Here is a 21,228-nt window from a genome sequence, read left to right on the forward strand (position 1 = left end):
GCTGAATTGTTGATGGGGTGGGCGGCGCAGCGTATAGCGGGCGGATGTCAAAACAATCTGAAGCCAAGATTGCGCCTGAAGCTGACGAGGTGCCGGAGTGCGCCGACTGCGGCAAACCGGTGCCTCTGTGTATCTGTGACAGCATCACGCCGATCGAGAACAAGGTTTCGCTCCTGATCCTGCAGCATCCGCAGGAACAGGACCGGACGCTGGGTACGGCGCGCCTGACGGCACTCCATTTTGGCGACGCCGTGCTCAAGATAGGATTGTCTTGGCCGAGCCTCTCCAAGGCGCTGGGGCGGCCGGTGGACGATCCCTCACGCTGGGCGGTGCTGTATCTTGGTTCCGCCAAGGTCAGCGAGCTCGAGACCGAGAACGAAATCGTCGCGATCAACCGCAAGGGCGAGATCGAACCGCATCAGCGCGCGATTCTCAGCGATATCGAGGGCATTGTGCTGCTCGACGGCACCTGGAGCCAGGCTAAGGCGCTTTGGTGGCGCAATGCGTGGATGCTGAAATGCCAGCGGGTGATTCTTGGGCCCAAGCGCGCCTCGCGTTATGGAAAGCTCCGCAAGGAGCCGCGTGCCGACGGGCTCTCCACGATCGAGGCCGCGGCGATGCTGCTGGCCGGACTGGAGAAGCGACCCGATATCGCCGAGACGCTCAACGGCAGTTTCGAGCGGCTGCTGACGCGGTATCGCGAGGTTCAGACCACCATGCCGGAACTCGCACCCAAGCCGAAGAAGAAGGATTATCGTCGCCGCAAAGGGGTTAAAGCCCGCGCCAAATAATGCTAGCGAAGGTTGCGAGCGATCAGTAGAACCGCCGCGTTGTCTGTCACCAAAGCCGAAAACGTCAGCAGAAAGTACCGATGCAATCGCTTGAGTCACAACATGACGAGGTTGTCGTCGGGCCAAGCGACCGCAATTTCGGGTTCACGATGGCCACGGTCTTTGCGCTGATCGGCGGTTACGGTCTCTACCAGGCTTCGTCTCATGCGCCGTTCTGGCTGGGCGGCGCCGCGGTGTTTGCCTGCCTGACCCTGTGGCGTCCGCGAACGCTCAACCCCGCCAACCGGGCATGGCTGAAGCTCGGGCTTCTGATGTACCGCGTGGTCAACCCCGTCATCATGGCGCTGCTCTTCTTTGGCACGATCCTGCCGATTGGGCTGGCGATGCGCCTGTTCGGCAAGGATTTCCTCAAGCTCGCCAGGGATCGTTCATCGCCGACCTATTGGCTGCCGCGCTCCGATCCGAGACCACCATCGCAATCCATGCGGCAGCAGTTCTAGGGTCCGCCTGATGTCGTGCCTGCGCGATCCATTTGTCTTTCCGGGATCGCTTTCTCGCGATACCCGTATGGGAGCATTGCCGGCGGTAACCAAGGGCTCAGCGCTGACGCCGTTCGTCTGTACCCTGTTTTGAGTGGCGGCGTGCGCATTCTCGGCATCTCGGCATTCTACCACGATAGCGCCGCGGCTCTGCTGATGGACGGCAAGATCGTCGCTGCCGCACAGGAAGAGCGTTTCACGCGCAGGAAGCACGATCCGAACTTTCCGGCCGCCGCGATCCGTTATTGCCTGTCGGCGGCGGGCATCAGCGCAAGCGAACTCGACCACGTCGTGTTCTACGAAAAACCGTTCCTCAAATTCGAGCGCCTGCTCGAGACCTACCTTGCATTTGCACCACGGGGCTTTCAGTCGTTCCGGAAGGCGATCCCGGTCTGGCTAAAGGAGAAGCTGTTTCAAAAGCGCCTGCTCCGCGACCATCTCCTGGAGATCGACGGCAGTGTCGATTGGGAAGCCAAACTGCTGTTCGCCGATCATCACCAGAGCCACGCGGCGTCGGCGTTCTTTGCCTCGCCGTTTGCCGAGTCCGCGATCCTGACGCTGGACGGCGTCGGCGAATGGACGACGACGTCGGCCGGCTACGGCAAGGACAATACGCTCGACCTGACGCGCGAGATCAACTTCCCGCACTCGGTGGGGCTGCTTTATTCGGCCTTCACCTATTACACCGGCTTCAGGGTCAATTCCGGCGAGTACAAGGTGATGGGCCTCGCGCCCTACGGCGAGCCGAAATATACCAAACTGATCCTCGACCATCTCGTCGACCTCAAGGACGACGGCAGCTTCCGGCTTGATCTGCAATATTTCGATTATTGCACCGGCCTGACCATGACCAACGGCCGGTTCGACAAGCTGTTCGGCGGCAAACCGCGCGAGCCGTCCGAGCGCCTCGACCAGCGCCACATGGATCTGGCCGCTTCCGTGCAGCAGGTAACGGAAGAGATCGTGCTGCGGCTGACCCGCAGTCTGGCCCGCGAGGGGCAATCGGAGAACCTGTGTCTGGCCGGCGGCGTGGCGCTGAACTGCGTCGCCAACGGAAAAATTCTGCGGGAGCGCACCTTCAAGAACATATGGGTGCAGCCCGCCGCGGGCGACGCCGGCGGCGCGGTGGGCGCGGCGTTGGCGGCGTATTATCAATTTGCCGGCAAGCCGCGCGCGACTCCCGCCGGCGATGCCATGGCCGGCGGCTATCTCGGGCCGTCATTCGTGCAAGCCGAGATCGAGCAGCGCCTGGCGCAGGCGGGGGCGGTGTTCACTGCGCTCACCGATGACGCGCTGATCGAAAGCACCGTCAAAGCACTGGTTGCGGAGAAAGCAGTCGGCTGGTTCCAGGGACGGATGGAATTCGGCCCGCGCGCACTTGGGGCGCGGTCGATCCTCGGCGATCCCCGGTCACCGAGGATGCAGAGCTCGCTCAACCTGCGGGTCAAGTTCCGCGAGAGCTTTCGTCCCTTCGCACCGGCCGTGCTGCGCGAGGATGTCGCCGAATGGTTCGAACTCGACGGCGACAGTCCGTACATGCAGATCGTCGCCGATGTGCTGAAAAAGCACCGCCGGCCCGCCAATCCCGGCGATGAAAAGCTGTTCGGCATCGAGCGGCTCAATATCCCGCGCTCGGACATCCCGGCCGTGACGCATGTGGATTATTCGGCGCGGATACAGACCGTGCATGCCGACACCAATGCGCGCTTTCATGCGCTGCTGACGGCCTTCAAGGCCGAAACCGGGTGTCCGGTGCTGGTCAACACCAGCTTCAATGTCCGGGGTGAGCCGATCGTGTGCACGCCGGAAGACGCCTTCCGCTGCTTTATGGGCAGCGATATCGAAGTGCTGGTGGTCGGCAATTGCCTCCTGCTCAAGGAAGACCAGCCGACATCGCTGAAGCTCGACTACAAGAACGCGTTCGAGCTCGACTGATCGAACAGCGAGGCGGATCGCGAGTTTCAGACATCCACGGATTTGGAGGTTCAGAACTTTGTCGATGGGAAACGAGGAAGGTTGCCTAACCCATTTGCGGGCTGTATTGATCCGCCCCGATGGGGCCACGTGGCGGAGTGGTTACGCAACGGTCTGCAAAACCGTGTACACCAGTTCAATTCTGGTCGTGGCCTCCATCCATATAATCAATAACTTAGGTCGATTATATGAGAGGCCGGACGAGCTTCAGGCCGTTGTCAGGTCCAGGCGCTCAGCAGGAGGCGTACCAGCCTTCAGGAAACGGAACCAGCGGCCAAGGGGCGCGGTTGTCGTTGGCGGGGCGCGGCGTCCGGCGAAAGGGCAGGGTCTGGGCCACGAAATCATCCTCCGGTATGGGCGCAATGGCCGTTTTCACGGCGTCCAGCAATCGGTCGAACTCAACTTCGCTCATCGCGCTCTCCGGGGTTCCAGAGCGCACGTTCTCAAAACCGGTTTGTTTCCAGATTGAACGGATCGATCCAATTTTATCGATCGGCCAACCACGGCAAACGTAGTTACTAAATGGTTGATTCCCCGAGGGCCACGGTAGACCCGAACGCCCGGCATAAAGTGTGAGAAAAATCACATTCCACGAAAATTATTCCGCGTATTCGGTCGGATGACGTCCGTGCTGTCAAGCCGGACCGGACCAAGGGAGATGCGGACATGAAGACGCACGTGGCGCGAGTTGGAGCGGTACGCAGCCGGATCCGTCGCGCTTCGATGGTCGGAATGCTCCTCGCGCTGTTCGCAGCAGGGTCGGCTAACGCCCAACAGGGTACGCCCGAGCAACGCCGGGCCTGCACGCCCGACGTCTACCGCCTGTGCGCCGGCGAAATCCCGAACGCGCGCGCCATCACCGCCTGCCTGCGCCGGCAGAGGGGAAGCCTGAGCCCGGCATGTGCGGCGGTGTTCGAGCAGTAGCCCGCTGCTGCACCCCCAGGGCGCGACGCCTGTTCTCTTTACGAAGCGGGATCATTTCCTTAGATGCGATGAAAACTTCGCATTCAGGGAGCGATGCCGTCCATGAAAGCCGCTGGATTGAAGGGCCCGCTTGCGGGCAAGGTCGCGCTGGTCGCAGGCGCCACCCGCGGCGCCGGCCGCGGCATTGCCGTCCAATTGGGGGCGGCCGGGGCGACGGTCTACGTGACCGGGCGCACGACGCGACAGGCGCCGTCAGAGATGAACCGGCCGGAGACGATCGAGGAAACCGCCGATCTGGTGAATGCGGCCGGTGGCCATGGCATCGAGGTTCAGGTCGATCATCTCGAACCCACACAGGTGCAGGGCCTGGTCGATCGCATCGCATTCGAGCAGGGCGCCTTGCATATCCTCGTGAACGACATCTGGGGCGCCACCCGGATGGAGTGGAACAAGCCGGTCTGGGAATCCTCTCTCGACTATGGCCTGCGTACGCTCCGCCTCGCCATCGATACCCACGCCATCACCAGCCATTTCGCCGCGCCCTTGCTGATCAAGACACGCGGCGGATTGGTGGTCGAGATGACCGACGGTACCGACGCCTACAACGCCACGAATTACCGGGTCTCGTTCTTCTACGATCTGGCCAAGGCCGCGGTGAACCGCATGGCCTTCGCTTTGGCCCATGAACTGGCGCCGCACGGCGGAGCGGCTGTTGCGCTGACGCCGGGGTGGCTTCGGTCGGAAGCGATGCTCGATGCCTACCGTGTCACTGAAGCGAACTGGCACGACGCCACCAAGGTCCAGCCGCATTTTGCGATATCGGAGAGCCCGGCCTTCGTCGGCCGCGCCGTCACCGCACTTGCCGGTGATCCCGACGTTGCGCGCTGGAACGGAAAATCGCTGTCGAGCGGCGAATTGGCAAAAATATACGGATTTACCGACCTCGACGGCAGCAGGCCCGATGCGTGGCGCTACGTCGTCGAGGTCCAGGACGCCGGCCGGCCCGCCGACGTCGCCGGCTATCGCTGACACGACGCGTTCTGGTCACATCTCCAGCGCCGCCAGGTTCTTCGGCAGCATCCGCTTGAACAGCGTCAGCATGCGCGCGGCTTGCTTCGGCTCCAGCGCGATGGCGTGGCGCACGGTGGCTGCGATCAGCGTCATGACCAGCTGCGAAAACGACGCCAGCGCAGGAGACGGCGCATTCGGCGCGATTCGCCGCAGCGCCTCGTCGAGTAGACCGGCGAGATAGGCGCCGCTGTTGCGCGGCCATAAAGCCATCTGCACTGCCGAAGAAATAGCGGGGCCTTGGATGCGTTTCAGCGCGCTCGCAACTCGGCAAAGTCGATATCCTCGGTGAGGCTATTCAGATCCGTTTTAAGGCCGTCAGATTGGCTTCGTTTTGCAAATTGGCAAGACCTGCCCGAGGCGCCATCGAACCGAGCCCATTGGACGTCGTTTCTGAAAAATGCAACTTTTGCGAGCTTCTTGGCTGATGCTCGCAACAGTTGCATTTCGGATCTTTCAAGACTAAAAATTCTTCGGCGTAATAGTTGCTAAGTAATAATATTATATTATACTCTTAATTACTGAAATATAGATTTAATATTATTTTAGTATTCGCACCTAATTTTTCACAATACTTACTAGGAGATCATAAATGTCCAACTCTAATACTTCCAAAAATGCTCTCACGCACGGTTTTTACTCCACTGACGTGGTTTTACCCGAGGAAAATAAGCAGGAATTCGACGATCTACTGCAAGCCTATCGAGACGAATATTGTCCCGATGGCATCTCAGAAGAAGCAGCGATATTTGACCTAGTTAGCCTGTACTGGAAAAAGCGCCGTCTCGAGGCCGGATTACAGCAGGCCTACCAAAAGCAGCTGGACCTTGACGCCAAAATCGCCGCTTTTGATTTGGGTCCTGCCGTGAAGTCGCAGTCCGAAGCCGTGCAGAGTGTCTGCAAGATCGTTCAGACACACCTAGAGCAAATTTATGGGCGCGTCGAAGCGAAAGCTGATACCCAGACTGTCAATCAGGCCGTTGATTTCGATAAGCTAACCGTGTTGGCGAAAGAGCTGAACCTCGTTGGCTCAGGCTTCATCGTTCCATCGCTTCAGGCCGCTGAAAAACTGAAACTTGATCAGATTGAGCGCGCTTGCCTACTGCATATCATGGAAAAGGAATTGAAGATTCAGGCGGAAATCGACAGACGTATCGAGAAGGTCTTGAAACGCCTGGTGGCAGTCAAAGAATACAAAAGGTTTTATGTTGCCAAATCTGTTAATGCGAACCAGATCGAGGCAATCAAATTGCGTGCCGAACCCTCCTAGGAATCCGGTGGGTCGTGAGCCTAAGTGGGCTTGATGGGTTAGGCCACCCATCGAACGGGTTGGCGCGATCTAATTTCCTTGCGGTTCTCCAATTTGAGTTCGGAGAGCCGCGAGGCGGTGCGATTACTGCGCTGAACCACGAAGTCGCAATCATGCGACCGACAACACTCTGCTTGGTTTCGACGACGATACTGTGCGCCAGGCAGCAATCGGTGCGCACGGGTCCGTGAGGTATTGCCTCGCAGTTCACCTGCGCTCCCAACGATGGGAAAGACCGCCTCCAAGATTACGACGACACCCACGGTCCTATCATGCCGCGTCCAGGCGATTTGCTCGCTGGCCGGTCAGACTTTCATCTTGTTCTTGTCCGCCTAGGATGAAGGCAGGGATGTTGCAACTTCGGCCGTCGTTGCAGCACACTCCGAGTGGCATGGATGTAGGATCAAGCCTAATCAACGAAGGCTTGGTCGTTCAATTCGTATGCGAGGCAACAAGCTATGCGCACTCCCGCGCCCGTAGTGTTGCCGTGACCGACTAAGCGGCGGTCATGAAGCAGCCACGCGAGCGGACTCGTTCGGAGGTTAGAACCGCGCTGCCCCCTCGAGCGAGTCCACCAACGCCGCGCCGCTGGGCATGGAAGCCAATTACCCCTCCTGATCGGGCACAAAACTCTGCGGCTGTACGACCCGCGGCGCCGCCGAGGAGATGTTCACCCGCCTAGCTCGGACCGTCTTTGGCTTTCTTAGGGTGAACCATTCAAAATCAAGATTCGCGCATTCCCTCGAGGCCAACCGGCAGTACCCCGGGCGAACAAATAGGTCAGCAAGGCAGGTGGCAGGCATCACGGCGATGAACGCGATCAACGCCGTGATCGTGCATTCGCTGTTCATCCCGCTCTTCCTGGGCACAACGGTTGCGAGCCTGCTGCTGGCGGTTGCAGGCGGGCTTCGGTGGGGCGAGCCGGGCGCGACGGCGATGCTGGCCGGCGGCGTGCTCTATGTGATCGGCATGTTCGTGTGCACAGCCGTCGTCAACGTGCCCTTGAACAACGCGCTGGCCGTCGTCGATCCCGCAAGTACCGAGGCCGCACCGCTACGGGCGCGCGCTCTGACCGACTGGACGTTGTGGAATCATGTCCGGACGATTGCATCCACTGCGGCCTGTGCGCTGTTCGTCAGGGCGATCGCGGTGAGATAGGGCGACACGCGCCATCCGTGTGCTGCGGCGTTCATTCGACCTTTGGACGGTCGTCAACTCTCTGGAGCTTCGACATGGTTGGAGGCATATTGTTGGCAACCGCCATTAACGGCGGAAATGACAGGGGGCGTCGCATGAGGATTTTCCCGATACTCGCGATCGGTTTGGCTCTGGCACTTGGCGCATGCGGTAAGGATCCTGGGCCTAAGGGCGATGCAGGTCCGCAGGGTCCGGCCGGCCCCCAAGGGGCGCAAGGCGTGCAGGGTATCGCGGGAGCGCAGGGCCAGCCCGGCGCACAGGGGCCCCAAGGCCCTCAGGGCGCGCCGGGTCCGAAGGGCGAGGCGGGTCCAAAGGGCGAACTCGGCCCCAAGGGTGAACCGGGCCCCAAGGGTGACACCGGTGACAAGGGTCCCAAGGGCGACAAGGGTGACGCAGGCGTCGCCGTTCGAGCCGTTCAGGCCGACGGGTCGGTAAGCTGCGAATCTACGGAAACGCTGGTGTCGGTGTTCTGCCCAGGTGGCGGTACCGCTGATGGCGCCAAATGCGGGACGGCCCCGACCGTCGGTTTGTGCCTGCGAAAGCCGTAAGCCAAACCGGACTCTGATTATCGCGCTCGCCGGTTCACGCCGGCGGGCTTCGCACTGGTAGATCTCGGTGAGGCCATCTCAGCCGGGGCCAATCGCTCATGCTTGGGGGTTCAAACTCGTCCTCTCTCTTCATGCGGCTACGTCGCTCGGTGTTCCCCCGAGCAGCCGGCTGTAGGAGCCGCAGCGAGAGCCGCGCTGTCTGGCCTCGCGAGAAAGCGCTGTGCCGGGACCGTGTTTGGCCCTTGCTTGGTGAACCATTCAAAATCAAGGTTCGCGCATTCCCTCAAGGCCAACTGGCAGTACCCGGGCGAACAAATAGGTCAGCAAGGTCCGCTTGCCCGCCTTGACGTCGGCAGTAACGGTCATACCCGGCTTGAGCTGGAAGCCGCCAGGCACGCCGTACATCTTGAGCTCATCAATGGCCGCGCGGGCTTTGTAGAAGACCGCAGAGCTATCGCCTTGGGTGATGACGGTTCCACGCTGCGTATCTTGCCCGCCGCCGAAGCTATCGGGGCTGATAAAGCGGACTGTCCCCTCGGCCATGCCGTATTGGACGAACGGGAAAGTGTCGAATTTGATCGCGACCTTCTGTCCGGCGTGGACGTAGCCGGCGTCGGCGGTAGCGATACGCATTTCCACCTCAAGCGGCGCATCGGTCGGCACGAGCGTGATCAGCTGCTCGCCGGATTGCATGACCGAGCCGACAGAGACCTTAGCCACACTGAGGACCACTGCGTCCTGGTCGGCACGTAAGTCAACGAGTTCGCGCCGAAGCGTCGCCTTGCGCAGGCTTTCAGTTGCATCGCTCAGGCTCCGCCTGCGCAAGGTGAGTTCCTCGCTGATCTTCGCCTTCCACTGCTGTTCGTAGCCGTCACGCTCGGCCACCAACTGGTCGAGGTCGCGGCGGGCGCGCTCGGCCGCGCCCGTCGCGTCCGTCAAGTTGCGTTGCATCTCGATGGCTTGATCTTCCGCGATCAGGCGGTTCACTTGGCTGCCGACCTGCAACCGCTCGAGTTCCCGTCGCTTTGACTCGAGGACGCTCGCGATCCGGTGGCGTTGGCCAAATGCCGCGACGTCGTGCTCAGCGCGGGTTATCTGCGCTTGAAGCCCGCTGAGTTTCTGGTTGTAGCTCTCAATCTGAAACCGATACTGCGCCTGGCGCTGGCCATACATCGCAACTTGCAGGACCGTGGAGGTATCCGCGCTCGTCGGCTGGTACGGCGTCCCGGAAGCTTCCGCCGTGAGCCGGTCGACCTCTGCCTGAAAGCTTTTCACCTGTGTCTGCAGGGCGCTTACGTCGGCCGCGGAGAAGGTCGGGTCGAGGCGCGCCAGCAGCTCTCCGGCGCGCACGGTTTGGCCCTCGTGCACGTTGATCGCGCGCACAATAGCCGTCTCAAGCGGCTGCACGACATTGGTTGCCTGAAGCGACACGACACGTCCCGAGCCGGTCACGACCATATCAATTGGAAACAGCGCAGCCACCGCCATCGAGGCTAGGATCGCCGAGACAACCGTCCAGAGCATGCTTCGCGCCGCGGGCTTGATCGGTGCTTCAACAAGCGCTGCCGTCGGGGACTCAAATTCGAGGAGCGCCAACGGTTGCGGGTCCACTCCGACGTCGTTTCGCCGTTGGCGCGGGGCACCGCCGAACGAGGGGATGCTTCTGCTTGCTCGCGTCGCGATGGCGCAGAATCTAAAAGAGCACTATTACGCCGAGATCGAACAGCGGAATCGGCTGAGCCAAGGCCCGCCGGTTCACGTCGGCGAGTTTTTCTTGTGGTGGAAGCCTCATTGGAGTTCAATGACCCGCGGTCCCTAAGGCAGCTGGGAAACGACCATCGGGCATTTCAAGTTTTTGGAGAGCGCGCAGATGACCAGATTTCCCGACTTCAAGCCGTAGTGCACAACACCGAAGGCATCAACGGAAGAAACTAACGAATGAACCCGCATCAAGCCGTCGCTAGCTTCGATCAAATAATAAACCTCCGCGACATGTTGCGCGATTTGAACCGAGCCAATGACTTTAGTGCCCTATTTGCGCGGTTTTGCGCCGAGAACTTTATCAACTCCCACGCGCAGCTTTTTCAAGACCTGCTGGTAATCTTCCTATTGAGAGGAAAGCGGGAGGGGTTTTTCGTTGAATTTGGAGCGACAAACGGTCGAGACCTAAGCAACACACTGATGCTTGAAGAGCTTTTCAGCTGGAAAGGGCTACTAGCCGAGCCAGCTAAGTGTTGGCACTCAGCGCTAAGGGCCAATCGCAAGGCATTGATCGACACCCGCTGCGTGTGGACGCAGACGGGCGAGCAACTCGAATTTCTGGAAACAGAATGGGCGGAAGTGTCTACGATCAGGCAATTGGCAGAATTGGACTACCAAAAGAACAATCGATCCAAGGGTACAGTCTATTCTGTGGAGACGATCTCGCTCAATGAGCTCCTAAAAGCACACAATGTTCCGCGGGAGATCGATTATGTATCTATTGACACTGAAGGATCAGAGGCCGCGATCCTGAAAGCTTTCAACTTCGCTGAACATGACATTAAAATCATGACAGTGGAGCACAACTACGTTGAGGCCAACCGGCAAGCAGTTTTCGAGCTACTTATTGACAGAGGGTTTGTGCGATTATTCGAGCCCCTGTCGAAATTTGACGATTGGTACGTGGAGCGTTCGATACTTGGGCCGTGAATGAGGTTAGCCGCGTGTTATCGGCGGCTGGACAGCATCAAGTTTCACAGTAGCCTGGCTCCAAAAACGACATAACGCATCGCAATCCTCGCGCTGTGATTGCTCTGCAACCATGCCCTCGTTATAGGTAACGTCAGCCGTCAAGGTATCAACACGTTGTGGGCGCGAATGCAAATACATGTCATCAATCTCGAACGGGACCACGAGCGACTCAAGCGATTTCTGGCGGGCAACGCGCATCTTCCCGCCATAGTTCGACCTCCTGCCATCGAAGGACGGAAACTCGATCGTGATCTGCTGGAAAAAACGGGCTACATTTCAAAGCCCCTGTCCTACAACAATGCGGCTCTAGGCAACGCCTATTCGCACATCGAATTGTGGTGCAAGGCGGTTGAGTCGGGCGAATCAGTCACCATCGCGGAAGATGACGCGATCTTTGCACCGAATTTTTCATCTGCTTCAGCGGAAGTTCTCTGTAAGCTAGATGCTGATTGGGACATCATCCTTTGGGGGTGGAATTTCGACGCGTTCTTGTGGCTGGAGATTCCGGAAGGGGTTTCGACCTGCAAACTTCAATTCGATCAAACAGAGCTCCGCAAGAACATTGAGGTCTTTCGAAGCAGGGAGTTCAGTTACAATCCTCTTCGGCTGCGTCATAGCTTTGGGCTGATGGCATACACGATTTCGCCGACAGGTGCGAAGTCGATGATGGAGATATGCCTTCCATTGCGGGATACGCTTATTGAATTCGACGGGTTTGGAGTTGTAATCGAAAACAAGACGATAGACGCAATCATGAACAGGGCATATCCGCGCCTGAAAGCCTATGTCTGCATGCCTCCGCTTGCGGTATCCGAGAACTGGCATGAGACTTCAAATACGCGATTGGATCCCTAGTCGATAGCGGCAAATTCGAGTTCTGACTCGGCCGAACCCTTCGCAAGTAGAGATGTGCAAACCAACTGCAACAAGTGAACGGGCCGCGGCCTCGGCACCAACCGGGTTTAGATGAAACGCGTCTTGGAAAATGTCGGTGCGGTTCATGCACAGGCCGATCGAGGGAGTGCTTCGCTGCGGCAAATTCGGTCTCCGAGGCAAGGGACGCTTGGTTTTCTCTCCGCACACCGGCGGGTGAAAGGAAATTCACAGCAGATCCAGCGCCAATCTGTTGCACTGCGACATCGGAGAGAGCGGCGCGGATCTCGGCTGCGTCGATGAGGGCAATCTAGGACTCGCTAACACGACGCAAGTGTTGCGATCGAACCGGACCAAGCGGTGCTTATAGTACCGTTCATCGAAGCGCATTTGAACCCCATGAATGAGGGCAAGCCAACCCCTCAAAGGGAATGAGCTGCGCCGCCTAGGAGATATGGGCGAGAGCCGCACTGCCCTGGCCTCGCGAGAAAAGCGCTGCGCCAGGACCATCTTCGGCCTTGCTGGTGAACCATTCAAGGTTCGCGCATTCCCTCGAGGCCAACTGGCAGTACCCGGGCGAACAGATAGGTTAGCAAGGTCCGTTTGCCCGCCTTGACGTCGGCAGTAACGGTCATGCCCGGCTTGAGCTGGAAGCCGCCAGGGACGCCGTACATCTTAAGCTCATCAATGGCCGCGCGGGCCTTGTAGAAGACCGCAGAGCTATCACCTTGGGTGACGACGGTTCCACGCTGCGTATCTTGCCCGCCGCCGAAGCTATCAGGGCTGATAAAGCGGACTGTCCCCTCGGCCATGCCGTATTGGACGAACGGGAAAGTGTCGAATTTGATCGCGACCTTCTGTCCGGCGTGGACGTAACCCGCGTCGGCGGTGGCGATGCGCATCTCCACCTCGAGCGGCGCATCGGTCGGCACGAGCGTGATCAGCTGTTCGCCGGATTGCATCACAGAGCCGACGGAGATCTTAGCCACACTGAGGACCACCGCGTCTTGGTCGGCGCGTAAGTCAACGAGTTCGCGCCGAAGCGTCGCCTTGCGCAGGCTTTCAGTTGCATCGCTAAGGCTGCGTCTGCGCAACGTAAGTTCCTCGCTTATCTTCGCCTTCCACTGCTGTTCGTAGCCGTCACGCTCGGCGACCAACTGGTCGAGATCGCGGCGGGCGCGCTCGGCCGCGCCCGTCGCGTCCGTCAAGTTGCGTTGCATCTCGATGGCTTGGTCTTCCGCGATTAAGCGGTTCACTTGGCTGCCGACCTGCAACCGCTCGAGTTCCCGTCGCTTTGACTCGAGCACGCTCGCGATCCGGTGGCGTTGGCCAAATGCCGCGACGTCGTGTTCAGCGCGGGTTATCTGCGCTTGAAGGCCGCTGAGCTTCTGGTTGTAGCTCTCAATCTGAAACCGATACTGCGCCTGGCGCTGGCCATACATCGCAACTTGCAGGACCGTGGAGGTATCCGCGCTCGTCGGCTGGTACGGCGTCCCGGAAGCTTCCGCCGTGAGCCGGTCGACCTCTGCCTGAAAGCTTTTCACCTGTGTCTGCAACGCGCTTACGTCGGCCGCGGAGAAGGTCGGGTCGAGGCGCGCCAGCAGCTCTCCGGCGCGCACGGTTTGGCCCTCGCGCACGTTGATCGCGCGCACAATAGCCGTTTCAAGCGGCTGCACGACATTGGTCGCCTGAAGCGACACGACACGTCCCGAACCGGTCACCACCATATCAATAGGAAACAGCGCAGACACCGCCATCGAGGCTAGGATCGCCGAGACAACCGTCCAGAGCATGCTTCGCGCCGCAGGCTTGATCGGTGCTTCAACAAGCGCTGCCGTCGGGGACTCAAATTCGAGGAGCGACGACGGTTGCGCATCGACTTTATTACGATCGCTGAACAATCGTTTTATGGCGGGGACTGTGGGGATAGAGGGCCAACGAATACTTCCGGCCGCAGGCTTGGCTAGAACTTTTCGCGCGGTGCTCGAAGACTTGAACTCAAGAGGCGGCGGTACCGACGGTGCTTCCTGCTTGCGACCGAAAAACAAACTGAAGCGCTTGCGCAGAGGCGATGACGCCCGCGGCGGATCCGCAGCCTGGGTTGCGGCCGACGCTTTTTCAATGTTGGCGGCGAACATCGTCGAACGGGGGAATGCTTCTGCTTGCTCGCGGCGCGTGAATACAGGCTGCTCACGCTGTGGCGCCTGGACAGGCTCGCGGCTGAGTAAAGTAACCGCGGCCGATACTGGTTGCAGAGCCGGGGAGCGAGCGCCGTTTGGAATCTGCCCAACCGCCGCCACCGAAAAGGCTTCGCCGCTGGGCGGGTCCGTGCGGCTGCGGGCGGCCTCTACCCTCTGGATCGCTTCCTCAAGGGCGAGATGCTCACATATCAGCTCTGTTTTCGTGAGCGGCGGATTTTGGTTGCCCGAATGCCGGATGAAGGCGGAGCGAGTGCGCTCATAAAGCTCACGCCGAGCCTCGCCGGTATTGAGCGCCAGCGTGGTGACAGCCTTATCAATGAGCGGGTAGTACTTGGTCATTCTATCCATATTGGATTAAAGCTTTCGCCGAACGCTTTTTAGGTTAGCCAGTGCCTCCGCGCCGCACAGGTTCACAGGCTTTTTGCTAGCTTGCGCCACCACACGCGAGAAAAATCCATTTCCGAATCCCGCATTCAGACCTTCCTGTTGACTACGCGGCCGAGGCACTTCCTTTCAAATTACGAGCCTCTCCGCCCGGTCCTTTAGCAAGACGTGTTAACTCGAGCGCCGCTTCAGTCACCCCTTGGGCTTCGGCCGCCTCGAACCATTGCCGTGCTTCGGCAAGATCAGTCCGGCCCGCAGCGCCGCCGAGGAGATATCGGCCGAGCATCAGTTGCGCCCTTGGATGCCCGCGCTGCGCTGCATCGCGGAACCAGCGCTGTGCCAGACTAGGATCTGCTGCGATATCATGACCGCCATGATAAAGCGCACCGAGCGCGAACATCGCCCCAATGTGGCCCTGACTAGTAGCCTTTTCGAATAGCGCGCGGGCCGCGCGATGGTCGGGTGGTCCGCCTCGGCCGTTTACAAGCATCTCGCCGAGAAGAACTTGCGCATCGACGATCCCGCCGTCGGCGGCGCGTCTCAACCACATTCGCCCTTCGACTGGGTTTTCTGGGACGCCACGGCCTTCGATCAAGATCCGACCGTACCAGTACTGGGCAGTCGGGACGCCCACTGCCGCGCGGCGAAGCCACAGCGCAGCCGCGGTCTCATCGCGCTCGATCCCGATTCCTTCGGCGAAGCAGACGGCGAAGTTGAAAGCGGCTATGAGGTCCCCCGTCTCGGCCGCCTCTTGGAACCAATGACGCGTCTTGGCCTGATCGCCGGATTTGCCGCCGCCGCGGAGCACGAGATTAGCAAAGTCGGCTTTCGACGCCTCGTTACCGAGTTCGGCTGCACGCTCCAGCCAGAAATTTGCGAGGTCCAGATCGCGGCCGACGGCGGTGCCGATCGAGTAGAGTTGACCCAAAGTCCTCGCAGCTGGCGCGTAACCTCCTTCGGCGGCGCGCTCGAGCCATGCTACGGCTTCGACATAGTTAGGTGGCAATTCGCCTCCGCGAGCGTAGAGAAGGCCGACCCGGGCGGCCGCCTCTGCGTCGCCGGCAAGTGCGGCCCGGCGCAGCCAGGTTTCCCCTTCGACCAGGTTGCGCTCGACACCGTGACCATTGATGAGGGCCACGCCTAAACGCCTTTGCGCTAGGCACACGCCTTTGTCGGCAGCGCGACGATAAAGCTCGACGGCTCGAGTGAGTTCGCCTCCCACGCCTATGCCAAATTCCGTGAGCACAGCGATGAGATAGAGGGCCGTTGGAATGCCGGCCGCCGACGCTTTCGCGATCTGTTCAGCTGCTTCCTTCTGTGTCCGCTCGTCCTGTGCCCGGCGGAGCAGGGCGAGCCCAAGGCCAAGAGACCCTTGAGGACAGCCGGCTTCCGCCGAACGCGCGTACCAGCGCTCAGCTTCCCGCTCATCGGTTATGGTATCGGGGCCGGAAGTTAGAATATATCCCAGAAGCGCCTGGCCCTCGGCCGAGTTGCCCTCGGCGGCGCGGCGCGCCCAATTAAGTGCCGTGAAGAAATCTGGGCCGCCACTTTCATTGTCGACGGTAAAGAGAGCCGCACTCGACTGCTCAGGGATGATCACTCCTTGAACATACAGAAGCGCGAGATAAAACTGGGCGTCCGCTGAATCGGCTTCCGCAGCACGCTGGAGCCAGCGTACCGCCTCCGTGGTCGCTTGTGGCACGCCGGTGCCCTCGAGATAGCATCGCCCGACTCGATACTGCGCCTCAATACAGCCGCCGCGAGCGGCGTAGGCGAGTTGATGGAAGCCTTCAGCCGCGCGGCCGGACTCGAGGAGTTCAGTCCCACGCCGGGCGCGGGCTGATATTGAGACCGGCGCAATCAGACGATCAACGAAACTCATTCTATGGCCTTGCTTGGTGAACCATTCAAAGAAGCGTGCGACATAAACAGGTGGACTTCCGCCTGAAATTCGAAGAGCGCCACCAGTATCGGTTGCGTGGGCCCGCGTTTCCTTAGGTTTGGCAACAATCCGCGAGTGGTGACCGAGCGCCTGGCCATAATCGTCACTCTCGTGTCGTGGCGGATTTAAGCGAACGTGGGCGCCCGCCCTCCAAATGCCGGTGTTGCTGCTGCCACAGTTGTCGATAAACGGCGCAGCGCTCAAGCACTTCCTCATGTGGGCCGATATCGACGACCTTACCCTTGTCAAGGACGAGGATCTGGTCGCAGTCGACCAGCGAGGACAAGCGGTGCGAAACGATGATCATGGTCCGACCTTTGGCAATGCGCAAAAGGTTCGCGTTGACAAGGGCCTCGCTCTCGGGATCGAGCGCGCTCGTCGCCTCGTCCAAGATCATCAGGCGCGGATCGGAGACGAGCGCGCGCGCGATGGCAAGACGCTGGCGCTGTCCCCCCGACAGGTTGGACGAGGTTTCCTCGAGCCAAGTCTCGTACCCGCGCGGCAGCCGCTCGATAAACTCCTCGGCACCCGCAAGACGGGCCGCCTGCACAGCATGCTCAAGCGTCAAGCCAGGTCGGCTGGCAATGATGTTATCCCGCACAGTGCCGCGAAACAGGAAGTTGTCCTGCATCACTACCCCAAAGCTGCTGCGCAGGTGCGTTAGATTGATCTCCCGTAGATCGGTGCCGTCGATCTTAAGGTAACCGCTATACTCGCGGTTAATGCCCTGAAGGAGGCGCGCGATCGTCGATTTCCCCGAGCCGCTGCGACCCACGAGGCCGAGCATGGTTCCCGCTGGAATTTCGAACGAGATGCGGTCAAGCGCCGGCACCGTTGACCCAGGATAGGTGAAGGTGAGGTCTTGGAATGCAATCGCACCTTCAAATTTCGGCCGAAGGCCGGTCCGCATCGCCGCCGCTTCTGTTGGATGGTTGAGTACGTCCGCCACCTCGCTCACCGAAAGGCGAACTTCTTCGATATCCTGCATGAGCTTTGCCAGACCAATCAGCGGGCTTGCTACTCGAGCGCCGAGCATTAAGAACGCGATGAGAGCACCGCCGGTAATCGCGGTGCTCCCGGGAGGCGAAGCAATGAGGATGTAGCAGCCAACGAGCAGAACGCCGCGATTGATGAACGCCTCGATTGGGTTCACGATGGTCTGCGCGACGTTCGAGATGCGACCGGCGTCGAGACGCGCTTGGCCTGCCTCAGCCACGCGCGCGTCCCACTCCTCGTTGCGCACTTTTTCGATTGCGAGCGACTTGACGGTCCGCATGCCATATACGGTCTCAACGAGCACGGAATTCTTACGGTTTTCAGCTATCACGAGGCGCGCAAAAACCCGCCTTATCGCGGGTAAAAACGCAAATACCACGAGTGCAACGGCAGCAGAGGCCGCGAGCACCAACCACGCGAGCGTCGCACTCATCCAGAACAGAAATGGCAGCAATGCGATCAGGGTGAATACGTCGAGAAACGTGCTAACGAGCTTGCCGGTGAAGAAGCTGCGGATGTTGAAGATTTGGCCGACTTTGCGGGCCGTTTCGCCGGTCGGATGGCGCTCGAAGAAGTCCATTGGCAGTGCGAGCAATCGCCGGAAGACGTGCATCCCCAACCGCGCGTCAATGCGTGTCGCGGTGACCTCGATGATCTCGCGACGAGCGTAGCCAAGCAGCGTGTCGTAGGCCGTGACGAGGATGAGTATCAGCGAGATCATGCCCAGCGTCGCCATGGCCTGATGCGTGATCACCCGATCGATTGCGACCAGGATAAGGAAAGGCGGCACGATCTGCAGGACACTCAAGCTGATTGAGGCGGCGGCGATCTCGCGCAGATTGCGGCGCTCTTCCAGAACGCGACTCATCATCCAGGAGAACGAGAATGGCTCGTCATCGGCAGATGTGCCTCGCTCACGCCGCAGGAGCAATACATCCCCATGCCAGACGTTTGCGAGGCGAAGCTCATCGACGGCGACGGGTTCTTCGCCGGGACGGCTCGGATCCCGTACACGTATTGTGCCAGCGTTGGCGTCGCGCGAGACGAGGACGCCAGCACCACCGTCGGAAAACAAGAGCACCACCGGGGCGTCCGACTGCATGCGGATCAGGTGGCGCCATCGCAGGCGCGTCGCTTTTGCCCATAGTCCGCCCTCGCGCGCCCAAGTGGCAAGAGCGGCGGGAGAGGGTACCTCGCCGGGAGAAACGCGTAGCGCTTTGCGATCTAGTTCGACGCCGTGGTGCTGGGCAACAACGGCGAGCGCGTCTACGCGCGCCTTAGCTGCGTCATGCCTGCCTTGCCCGTCCGGCATTGTGTCACTGGGCGCGCCCTTCGCCCCGCGGCAAGTGTCCGGATGTTGGATGTGAGGCTGAGGGTTCACGCGAAGGCCTACTCTCGATCCATCTCTCAAGTCTGACGACGCTGCATATCGATCTGCGCGCAAGCAGCATAACCACTCTACATTCAAATTCTGTCTGCGCCTACCTCATCTTCGGTTCCTTCAATAATGCCGAGGGGAAAGAACACCCTAGTTTCCTATCTCGAGTCAGCCGCAATCCCTTAAGAGGCGTCGGGCAGGCGCACCAGCCAGCGAAGACATTTCGAGGTAACTCGAAAGGGGTATGTCGTGGAACCGAAGGCACCGGCGCGTCGTCGATTGATGCGATGGTAACAGGCGAAGGCCGTTCAATCTGTCTGCACCGCTCAAAGTTCGTCAATTGAAACAGCCGAGGTAGGGCGCAAGTAAATTTTTGTTTCGGAACCGCTACAGACAAACCAACGCGGACAGTTGCCAGTGAGGTTGCCGTTGGCTGATGCGGAACATGCGCGCACATATATCGTGCTGGTGGCGATGTAATTGACTCTGCGTATAAGGCGAGACAAATGCTAGTTCGAGCTGAGTTCAGCAGGGTGTGAACGACGGACCAACGTCGATTTGCTCCGGAAGTCGATCTCGTGAGTAGCGTTAGGTGGGGCGTATGTCTAAATCAGATCGAGCCGACGTGTCGGCGATTTCTTATCAGCAACAGAATGTTCTGCCGCCGCTAACGGCCGTAGGTATTGCCAAATATGGCGGCCTTCTCTCTGCCGGCGTCTCGCACGAAATTGTCGTGACCGGGACTTTGCCACACGGCGAGACCACCCAAAACGTCACTTTCTTCATTGTCGATCGGGCTACAAAAACGATCGTCTCCCAAGTCAATCTGCCAGACGCATCGAACAGTTTTAACACGGTCGAGATGCGGTTGAAGGTCGGACGCTACGCGAGCGCTTACGACATCGGCACCTTTGATGCGAACGGAGAGTTCAAGCTCTGCCAGTTTATTTCCGTTCGTAGCTCTCTGAATCCCTTACAGCCAGATGGACCTAGCGGAGAGTAATCTCTCGGCTAGGGCGTCTATTTGTTTGTTGATCTCCTCCACCACTCGGCCTGCCGTGAATCGTGAAGGTCAAAGTCAAAAGAGGACCAATTCCATGGCCCACCAATCAGAGTTTCTGTTCGTTGATCCCGCCGTTCCGGATCTAGCAACACTGCTGTCAAATCTGCGCCCCGAAGTGCGGGCTGTCGTGCTCGATCGCGGGAGGCCTGCGGCTCAGCAGATGGCAGAAGCACTGAACGGTGTTGCGCGACTTGATGCGATCCACGTTGTTGCGCACGGCGCACCGGGCCAGGTGATCTTCAGTTCAGACAAATGGTCGTTGGAGACGCTGGCGCGTGATGAGGGTGAACTTGCGACGCTTGAGCGTGACGCGCGCCATCTAGCCGCCATTGGCCGGGCCCTGGGCGGGCACGGCGACCTGCGGCTGTGGAGCTGTGAGACGGCATCAGGGGATGCGGGCGAAGCCTTCATAGAGGCGCTGGGTACGGCCGTGGGCGCAGACGTCTGCGCTTCTACGTCGCTTGTGGGCGCAGCGGCCCTGGGCGGCGCCTGGAAAATATCCGCAAGCGTGAGCGCATCCAGGCCCCTGCCGCCGCTGACCACAGATGGGGCGGCAAGTTACACCGGGGTGCTTGCAGCGGCCGATCTGACACTCACCGGTACCATAGCTGATGGTAATAGTAAGAGTATAAACACGTTTTATCTCGTGGATCAAACAGCCACTCCTGATACAATCGTTGGGAGCTTTGTACTTCCATCCGCAAATAACAATTTGGTTTTTGAGTTTGCTACGACGATAACAATTCCCGACACTACTCATACTTATCTCGTGTACGACAGCGGCTTCAACTTATACGGTACACTTACGCCTGGTGCCGGAAATACTTATGTTTTCGATCCCGTAGACAATAATAATGGCGATAATGGCGTTACGTTTGAAGAGGGTAGTTTCAGCCTCACGAGTCAAACAGGCCCGACGGGTGCGACCGGAGCCACGGGTGCCACCGGTTCGACAGGAGCCACCGGCGCCACAGGTGCGACTGGCGATACCGGTGCGACCGGTGCCACGGGTGCAACGGGTGATACCGGCGCAACCGGCGCCACGGGTCTGACTGGAGCCACCGGCGCCACAGGTTTGACCGGAGCCACGGGTGCGACCGGCGATACCGGCGCAACCGGCGCCACGGGTCTGACTGGAGCCACCGGCGCCACGGGTCTGACGGGAGCCACGGGTGCGACCGGTCTGACTGGAGCCACCGGCGCCACAGGTCTGACGGGAGCCACGGGTGCGACCGGTCTGACTGGAGCCACCGGCGCCACGGGTCTGACGGGAGCCACGGGTGCGACCGGTCTGACTGGAGCCACCGG

Annotated in this window: 18 protein-coding genes and 1 tRNA gene; 13 read left to right on the forward strand and 6 right to left on the reverse strand. The window is 59.8% G+C overall.

Annotation, left to right across the window (positions count from 1 at the left end):
• Positions 1 to 44 precede the first annotated feature (44 nt).
• The 4 genes from JQ609_RS13790 (at position 45) to JQ609_RS13805 (ending at position 3,462) form a co-directional block, all read left to right on the forward strand.
• Positions 45 to 791, forward strand: a complete 747-nt coding sequence (locus JQ609_RS13790; protein WP_212209515.1) for a tRNA-uridine aminocarboxypropyltransferase — start codon at positions 45 to 47, stop codon at positions 789 to 791.
• Positions 792 to 871: 80 nt separating this feature from the next.
• Positions 872 to 1,291 (forward strand): SxtJ family membrane protein, encoded by a 420-nt coding sequence (locus tag JQ609_RS13795; protein WP_212209516.1) that lies wholly within the window; start codon positions 872 to 874, stop codon positions 1,289 to 1,291.
• A 141-nt stretch (positions 1,292 to 1,432) separates the two neighbouring features.
• Complete coding sequence (locus tag JQ609_RS13800) at positions 1,433 to 3,265, forward strand: carbamoyltransferase (RefSeq protein WP_212273796.1); 1,833 nt, start codon at positions 1,433 to 1,435, stop codon at positions 3,263 to 3,265.
• A gap of 123 nt (positions 3,266 to 3,388) precedes the next feature.
• Positions 3,389 to 3,462 (forward strand) — tRNA-Cys (locus tag JQ609_RS13805).
• A 74-nt stretch (positions 3,463 to 3,536) separates the two neighbouring features.
• Here the strand turns inward: JQ609_RS13805 and JQ609_RS13810 are convergent.
• Positions 3,537 to 3,716 carry a hypothetical protein gene (locus JQ609_RS13810; RefSeq protein ID WP_212273797.1) on the reverse strand — a complete coding sequence of 60 codons (180 nt, stop codon included), beginning with the start codon at positions 3,714 to 3,716 and terminating at the stop codon, positions 3,537 to 3,539.
• A 254-nt stretch (positions 3,717 to 3,970) separates the two neighbouring features.
• On the opposite strand from JQ609_RS13810, the gene JQ609_RS13815 reads away from it, so the two are divergent.
• A complete protein-coding gene (locus tag JQ609_RS13815; RefSeq protein ID WP_212273798.1) occupies positions 3,971 to 4,228 on the forward strand; it encodes a hypothetical protein in 258 nt (85 codons plus the stop codon).
• 102 nt (positions 4,229 to 4,330) lie between these two features.
• A complete protein-coding gene (locus tag JQ609_RS13820; RefSeq protein ID WP_212273799.1) occupies positions 4,331 to 5,257 on the forward strand; it encodes an SDR family oxidoreductase in 927 nt (308 codons plus the stop codon).
• 15 nt (positions 5,258 to 5,272) lie between these two features.
• Here the strand turns inward: JQ609_RS13820 and JQ609_RS13825 are convergent, their stop codons facing one another.
• Complete coding sequence (locus tag JQ609_RS13825; RefSeq protein ID WP_212273800.1) at positions 5,273 to 5,509, reverse strand: hypothetical protein; 237 nt, start codon at positions 5,507 to 5,509, stop codon at positions 5,273 to 5,275.
• A 379-nt stretch (positions 5,510 to 5,888) separates the two neighbouring features.
• Between JQ609_RS13825 and JQ609_RS13830 the strand changes: the two genes are divergently transcribed.
• From JQ609_RS13830 to JQ609_RS35040, 3 genes are all read left to right on the forward strand, one after another.
• Entirely contained in the window at positions 5,889 to 6,566 is a 678-nt protein-coding gene (locus JQ609_RS13830) for a hypothetical protein (protein WP_212273801.1), read from the forward strand.
• 849 nt (positions 6,567 to 7,415) lie between these two features.
• Positions 7,416 to 7,763 carry a DUF1772 domain-containing protein gene (locus JQ609_RS13835; protein ID WP_249127951.1) on the forward strand — a complete coding sequence of 116 codons (348 nt, stop codon included), beginning with the start codon at positions 7,416 to 7,418 and terminating at the stop codon, positions 7,761 to 7,763.
• A gap of 257 nt (positions 7,764 to 8,020) precedes the next feature.
• Positions 8,021 to 8,350 (forward strand): collagen-like protein, encoded by a 330-nt coding sequence (locus JQ609_RS35040; protein WP_249127953.1) that lies wholly within the window; start codon positions 8,021 to 8,023, stop codon positions 8,348 to 8,350.
• Between the two features lie 264 nt (positions 8,351 to 8,614).
• Here JQ609_RS35040 and JQ609_RS13845 read toward each other — a convergent pair whose 3' ends face one another.
• Positions 8,615 to 9,946: an HlyD family type I secretion periplasmic adaptor subunit gene (locus JQ609_RS13845; protein ID WP_249127955.1), complete on the reverse strand. Its 1,332-nt coding sequence runs from the start codon at positions 9,944 to 9,946 to the stop codon at positions 8,615 to 8,617.
• Positions 9,947 to 10,288: 342 nt separating this feature from the next.
• On the opposite strand from JQ609_RS13845, the gene JQ609_RS13850 reads away from it, so the two are divergent.
• Entirely contained in the window at positions 10,289 to 11,041 is a 753-nt protein-coding gene (locus JQ609_RS13850) for an FkbM family methyltransferase (protein WP_212273804.1), read from the forward strand.
• 168 nt (positions 11,042 to 11,209) lie between these two features.
• Entirely contained in the window at positions 11,210 to 11,938 is a 729-nt protein-coding gene (locus JQ609_RS13855) for a glycosyltransferase family 25 protein (RefSeq protein WP_212273805.1), read from the forward strand.
• A gap of 551 nt (positions 11,939 to 12,489) precedes the next feature.
• Here the strand turns inward: JQ609_RS13855 and JQ609_RS35045 are convergent.
• The 3 genes from JQ609_RS35045 to JQ609_RS13870 form a co-directional block, all read right to left on the reverse strand.
• Positions 12,490 to 14,496, reverse strand: a complete 2,007-nt coding sequence (locus JQ609_RS35045) for an HlyD family type I secretion periplasmic adaptor subunit (protein ID WP_249127956.1) — start codon at positions 14,494 to 14,496, stop codon at positions 12,490 to 12,492.
• A gap of 151 nt (positions 14,497 to 14,647) precedes the next feature.
• Entirely contained in the window at positions 14,648 to 16,423 is a 1,776-nt protein-coding gene (locus JQ609_RS13865) for a tetratricopeptide repeat protein (RefSeq protein ID WP_212273806.1), read from the reverse strand.
• A 163-nt stretch (positions 16,424 to 16,586) separates the two neighbouring features.
• Entirely contained in the window at positions 16,587 to 18,791 is a 2,205-nt protein-coding gene (locus JQ609_RS13870; protein WP_212273807.1) for a peptidase domain-containing ABC transporter, read from the reverse strand.
• Between the two features lie 667 nt (positions 18,792 to 19,458).
• On the opposite strand from JQ609_RS13870, the gene JQ609_RS13875 reads away from it, so the two are divergent.
• Positions 19,459 to 19,860: a hypothetical protein gene (locus tag JQ609_RS13875; protein WP_212273808.1), complete on the forward strand. Its 402-nt coding sequence runs from the start codon at positions 19,459 to 19,461 to the stop codon at positions 19,858 to 19,860.
• 28 nt (positions 19,861 to 19,888) lie between these two features.
• Positions 19,889 to 21,228: DUF4347 domain-containing protein (locus JQ609_RS13880; protein ID WP_249127957.1), on the forward strand; the 1,340-nt coding region annotated here is incomplete at its 3' end.

This window comes from Bradyrhizobium sp. AUGA SZCCT0169, from assembly GCF_018130085.1.
Taxonomy (GTDB): domain Bacteria; phylum Pseudomonadota; class Alphaproteobacteria; order Rhizobiales; family Xanthobacteraceae; genus Bradyrhizobium.

Excerpts from the sequence above, each read along its gene's own strand:
- JQ609_RS13875 (WP_212273808.1), top strand. The coding sequence starts at position 19,459 with ATGTCTAAATCAGATCGAGCCGACGTGTCGGCGATTTCTTATCAGCAA.
- JQ609_RS13790 (WP_212209515.1), top strand. The coding sequence starts at position 45 with ATGTCAAAACAATCTGAAGCCAAGATTGCGCCTGAAGCTGACGAGGTG.
- JQ609_RS35045 (WP_249127956.1), bottom strand. The coding sequence starts at position 14,496 with ATGACCAAGTACTACCCGCTCATTGATAAGGCTGTCACCACGCTGGCG.
- JQ609_RS13810 (WP_212273797.1), bottom strand. The coding sequence starts at position 3,716 with ATGAGCGAAGTTGAGTTCGACCGATTGCTGGACGCCGTGAAAACGGCC.
- JQ609_RS13795 (WP_212209516.1), top strand. The coding sequence starts at position 872 with ATGCAATCGCTTGAGTCACAACATGACGAGGTTGTCGTCGGGCCAAGC.
- JQ609_RS13850 (WP_212273804.1), top strand. The coding sequence starts at position 10,289 with ATGAACCCGCATCAAGCCGTCGCTAGCTTCGATCAAATAATAAACCTC.
- JQ609_RS13820 (WP_212273799.1), top strand. The coding sequence starts at position 4,331 with ATGAAAGCCGCTGGATTGAAGGGCCCGCTTGCGGGCAAGGTCGCGCTG.
- JQ609_RS13830 (WP_212273801.1), top strand. The coding sequence starts at position 5,889 with ATGTCCAACTCTAATACTTCCAAAAATGCTCTCACGCACGGTTTTTAC.
- JQ609_RS13870 (WP_212273807.1), bottom strand. The coding sequence starts at position 18,791 with ATGCCGGACGGGCAAGGCAGGCATGACGCAGCTAAGGCGCGCGTAGAC.
- JQ609_RS13825 (WP_212273800.1), bottom strand. The coding sequence starts at position 5,509 with ATGGCTTTATGGCCGCGCAACAGCGGCGCCTATCTCGCCGGTCTACTC.
- JQ609_RS13815 (WP_212273798.1), top strand. The coding sequence starts at position 3,971 with ATGAAGACGCACGTGGCGCGAGTTGGAGCGGTACGCAGCCGGATCCGT.
- JQ609_RS13835 (WP_249127951.1), top strand. The coding sequence starts at position 7,416 with ATGAACGCGATCAACGCCGTGATCGTGCATTCGCTGTTCATCCCGCTC.
- JQ609_RS13865 (WP_212273806.1), bottom strand. The coding sequence starts at position 16,423 with ATGAGTTTCGTTGATCGTCTGATTGCGCCGGTCTCAATATCAGCCCGC.
- JQ609_RS13855 (WP_212273805.1), top strand. The coding sequence starts at position 11,210 with ATGCAAATACATGTCATCAATCTCGAACGGGACCACGAGCGACTCAAG.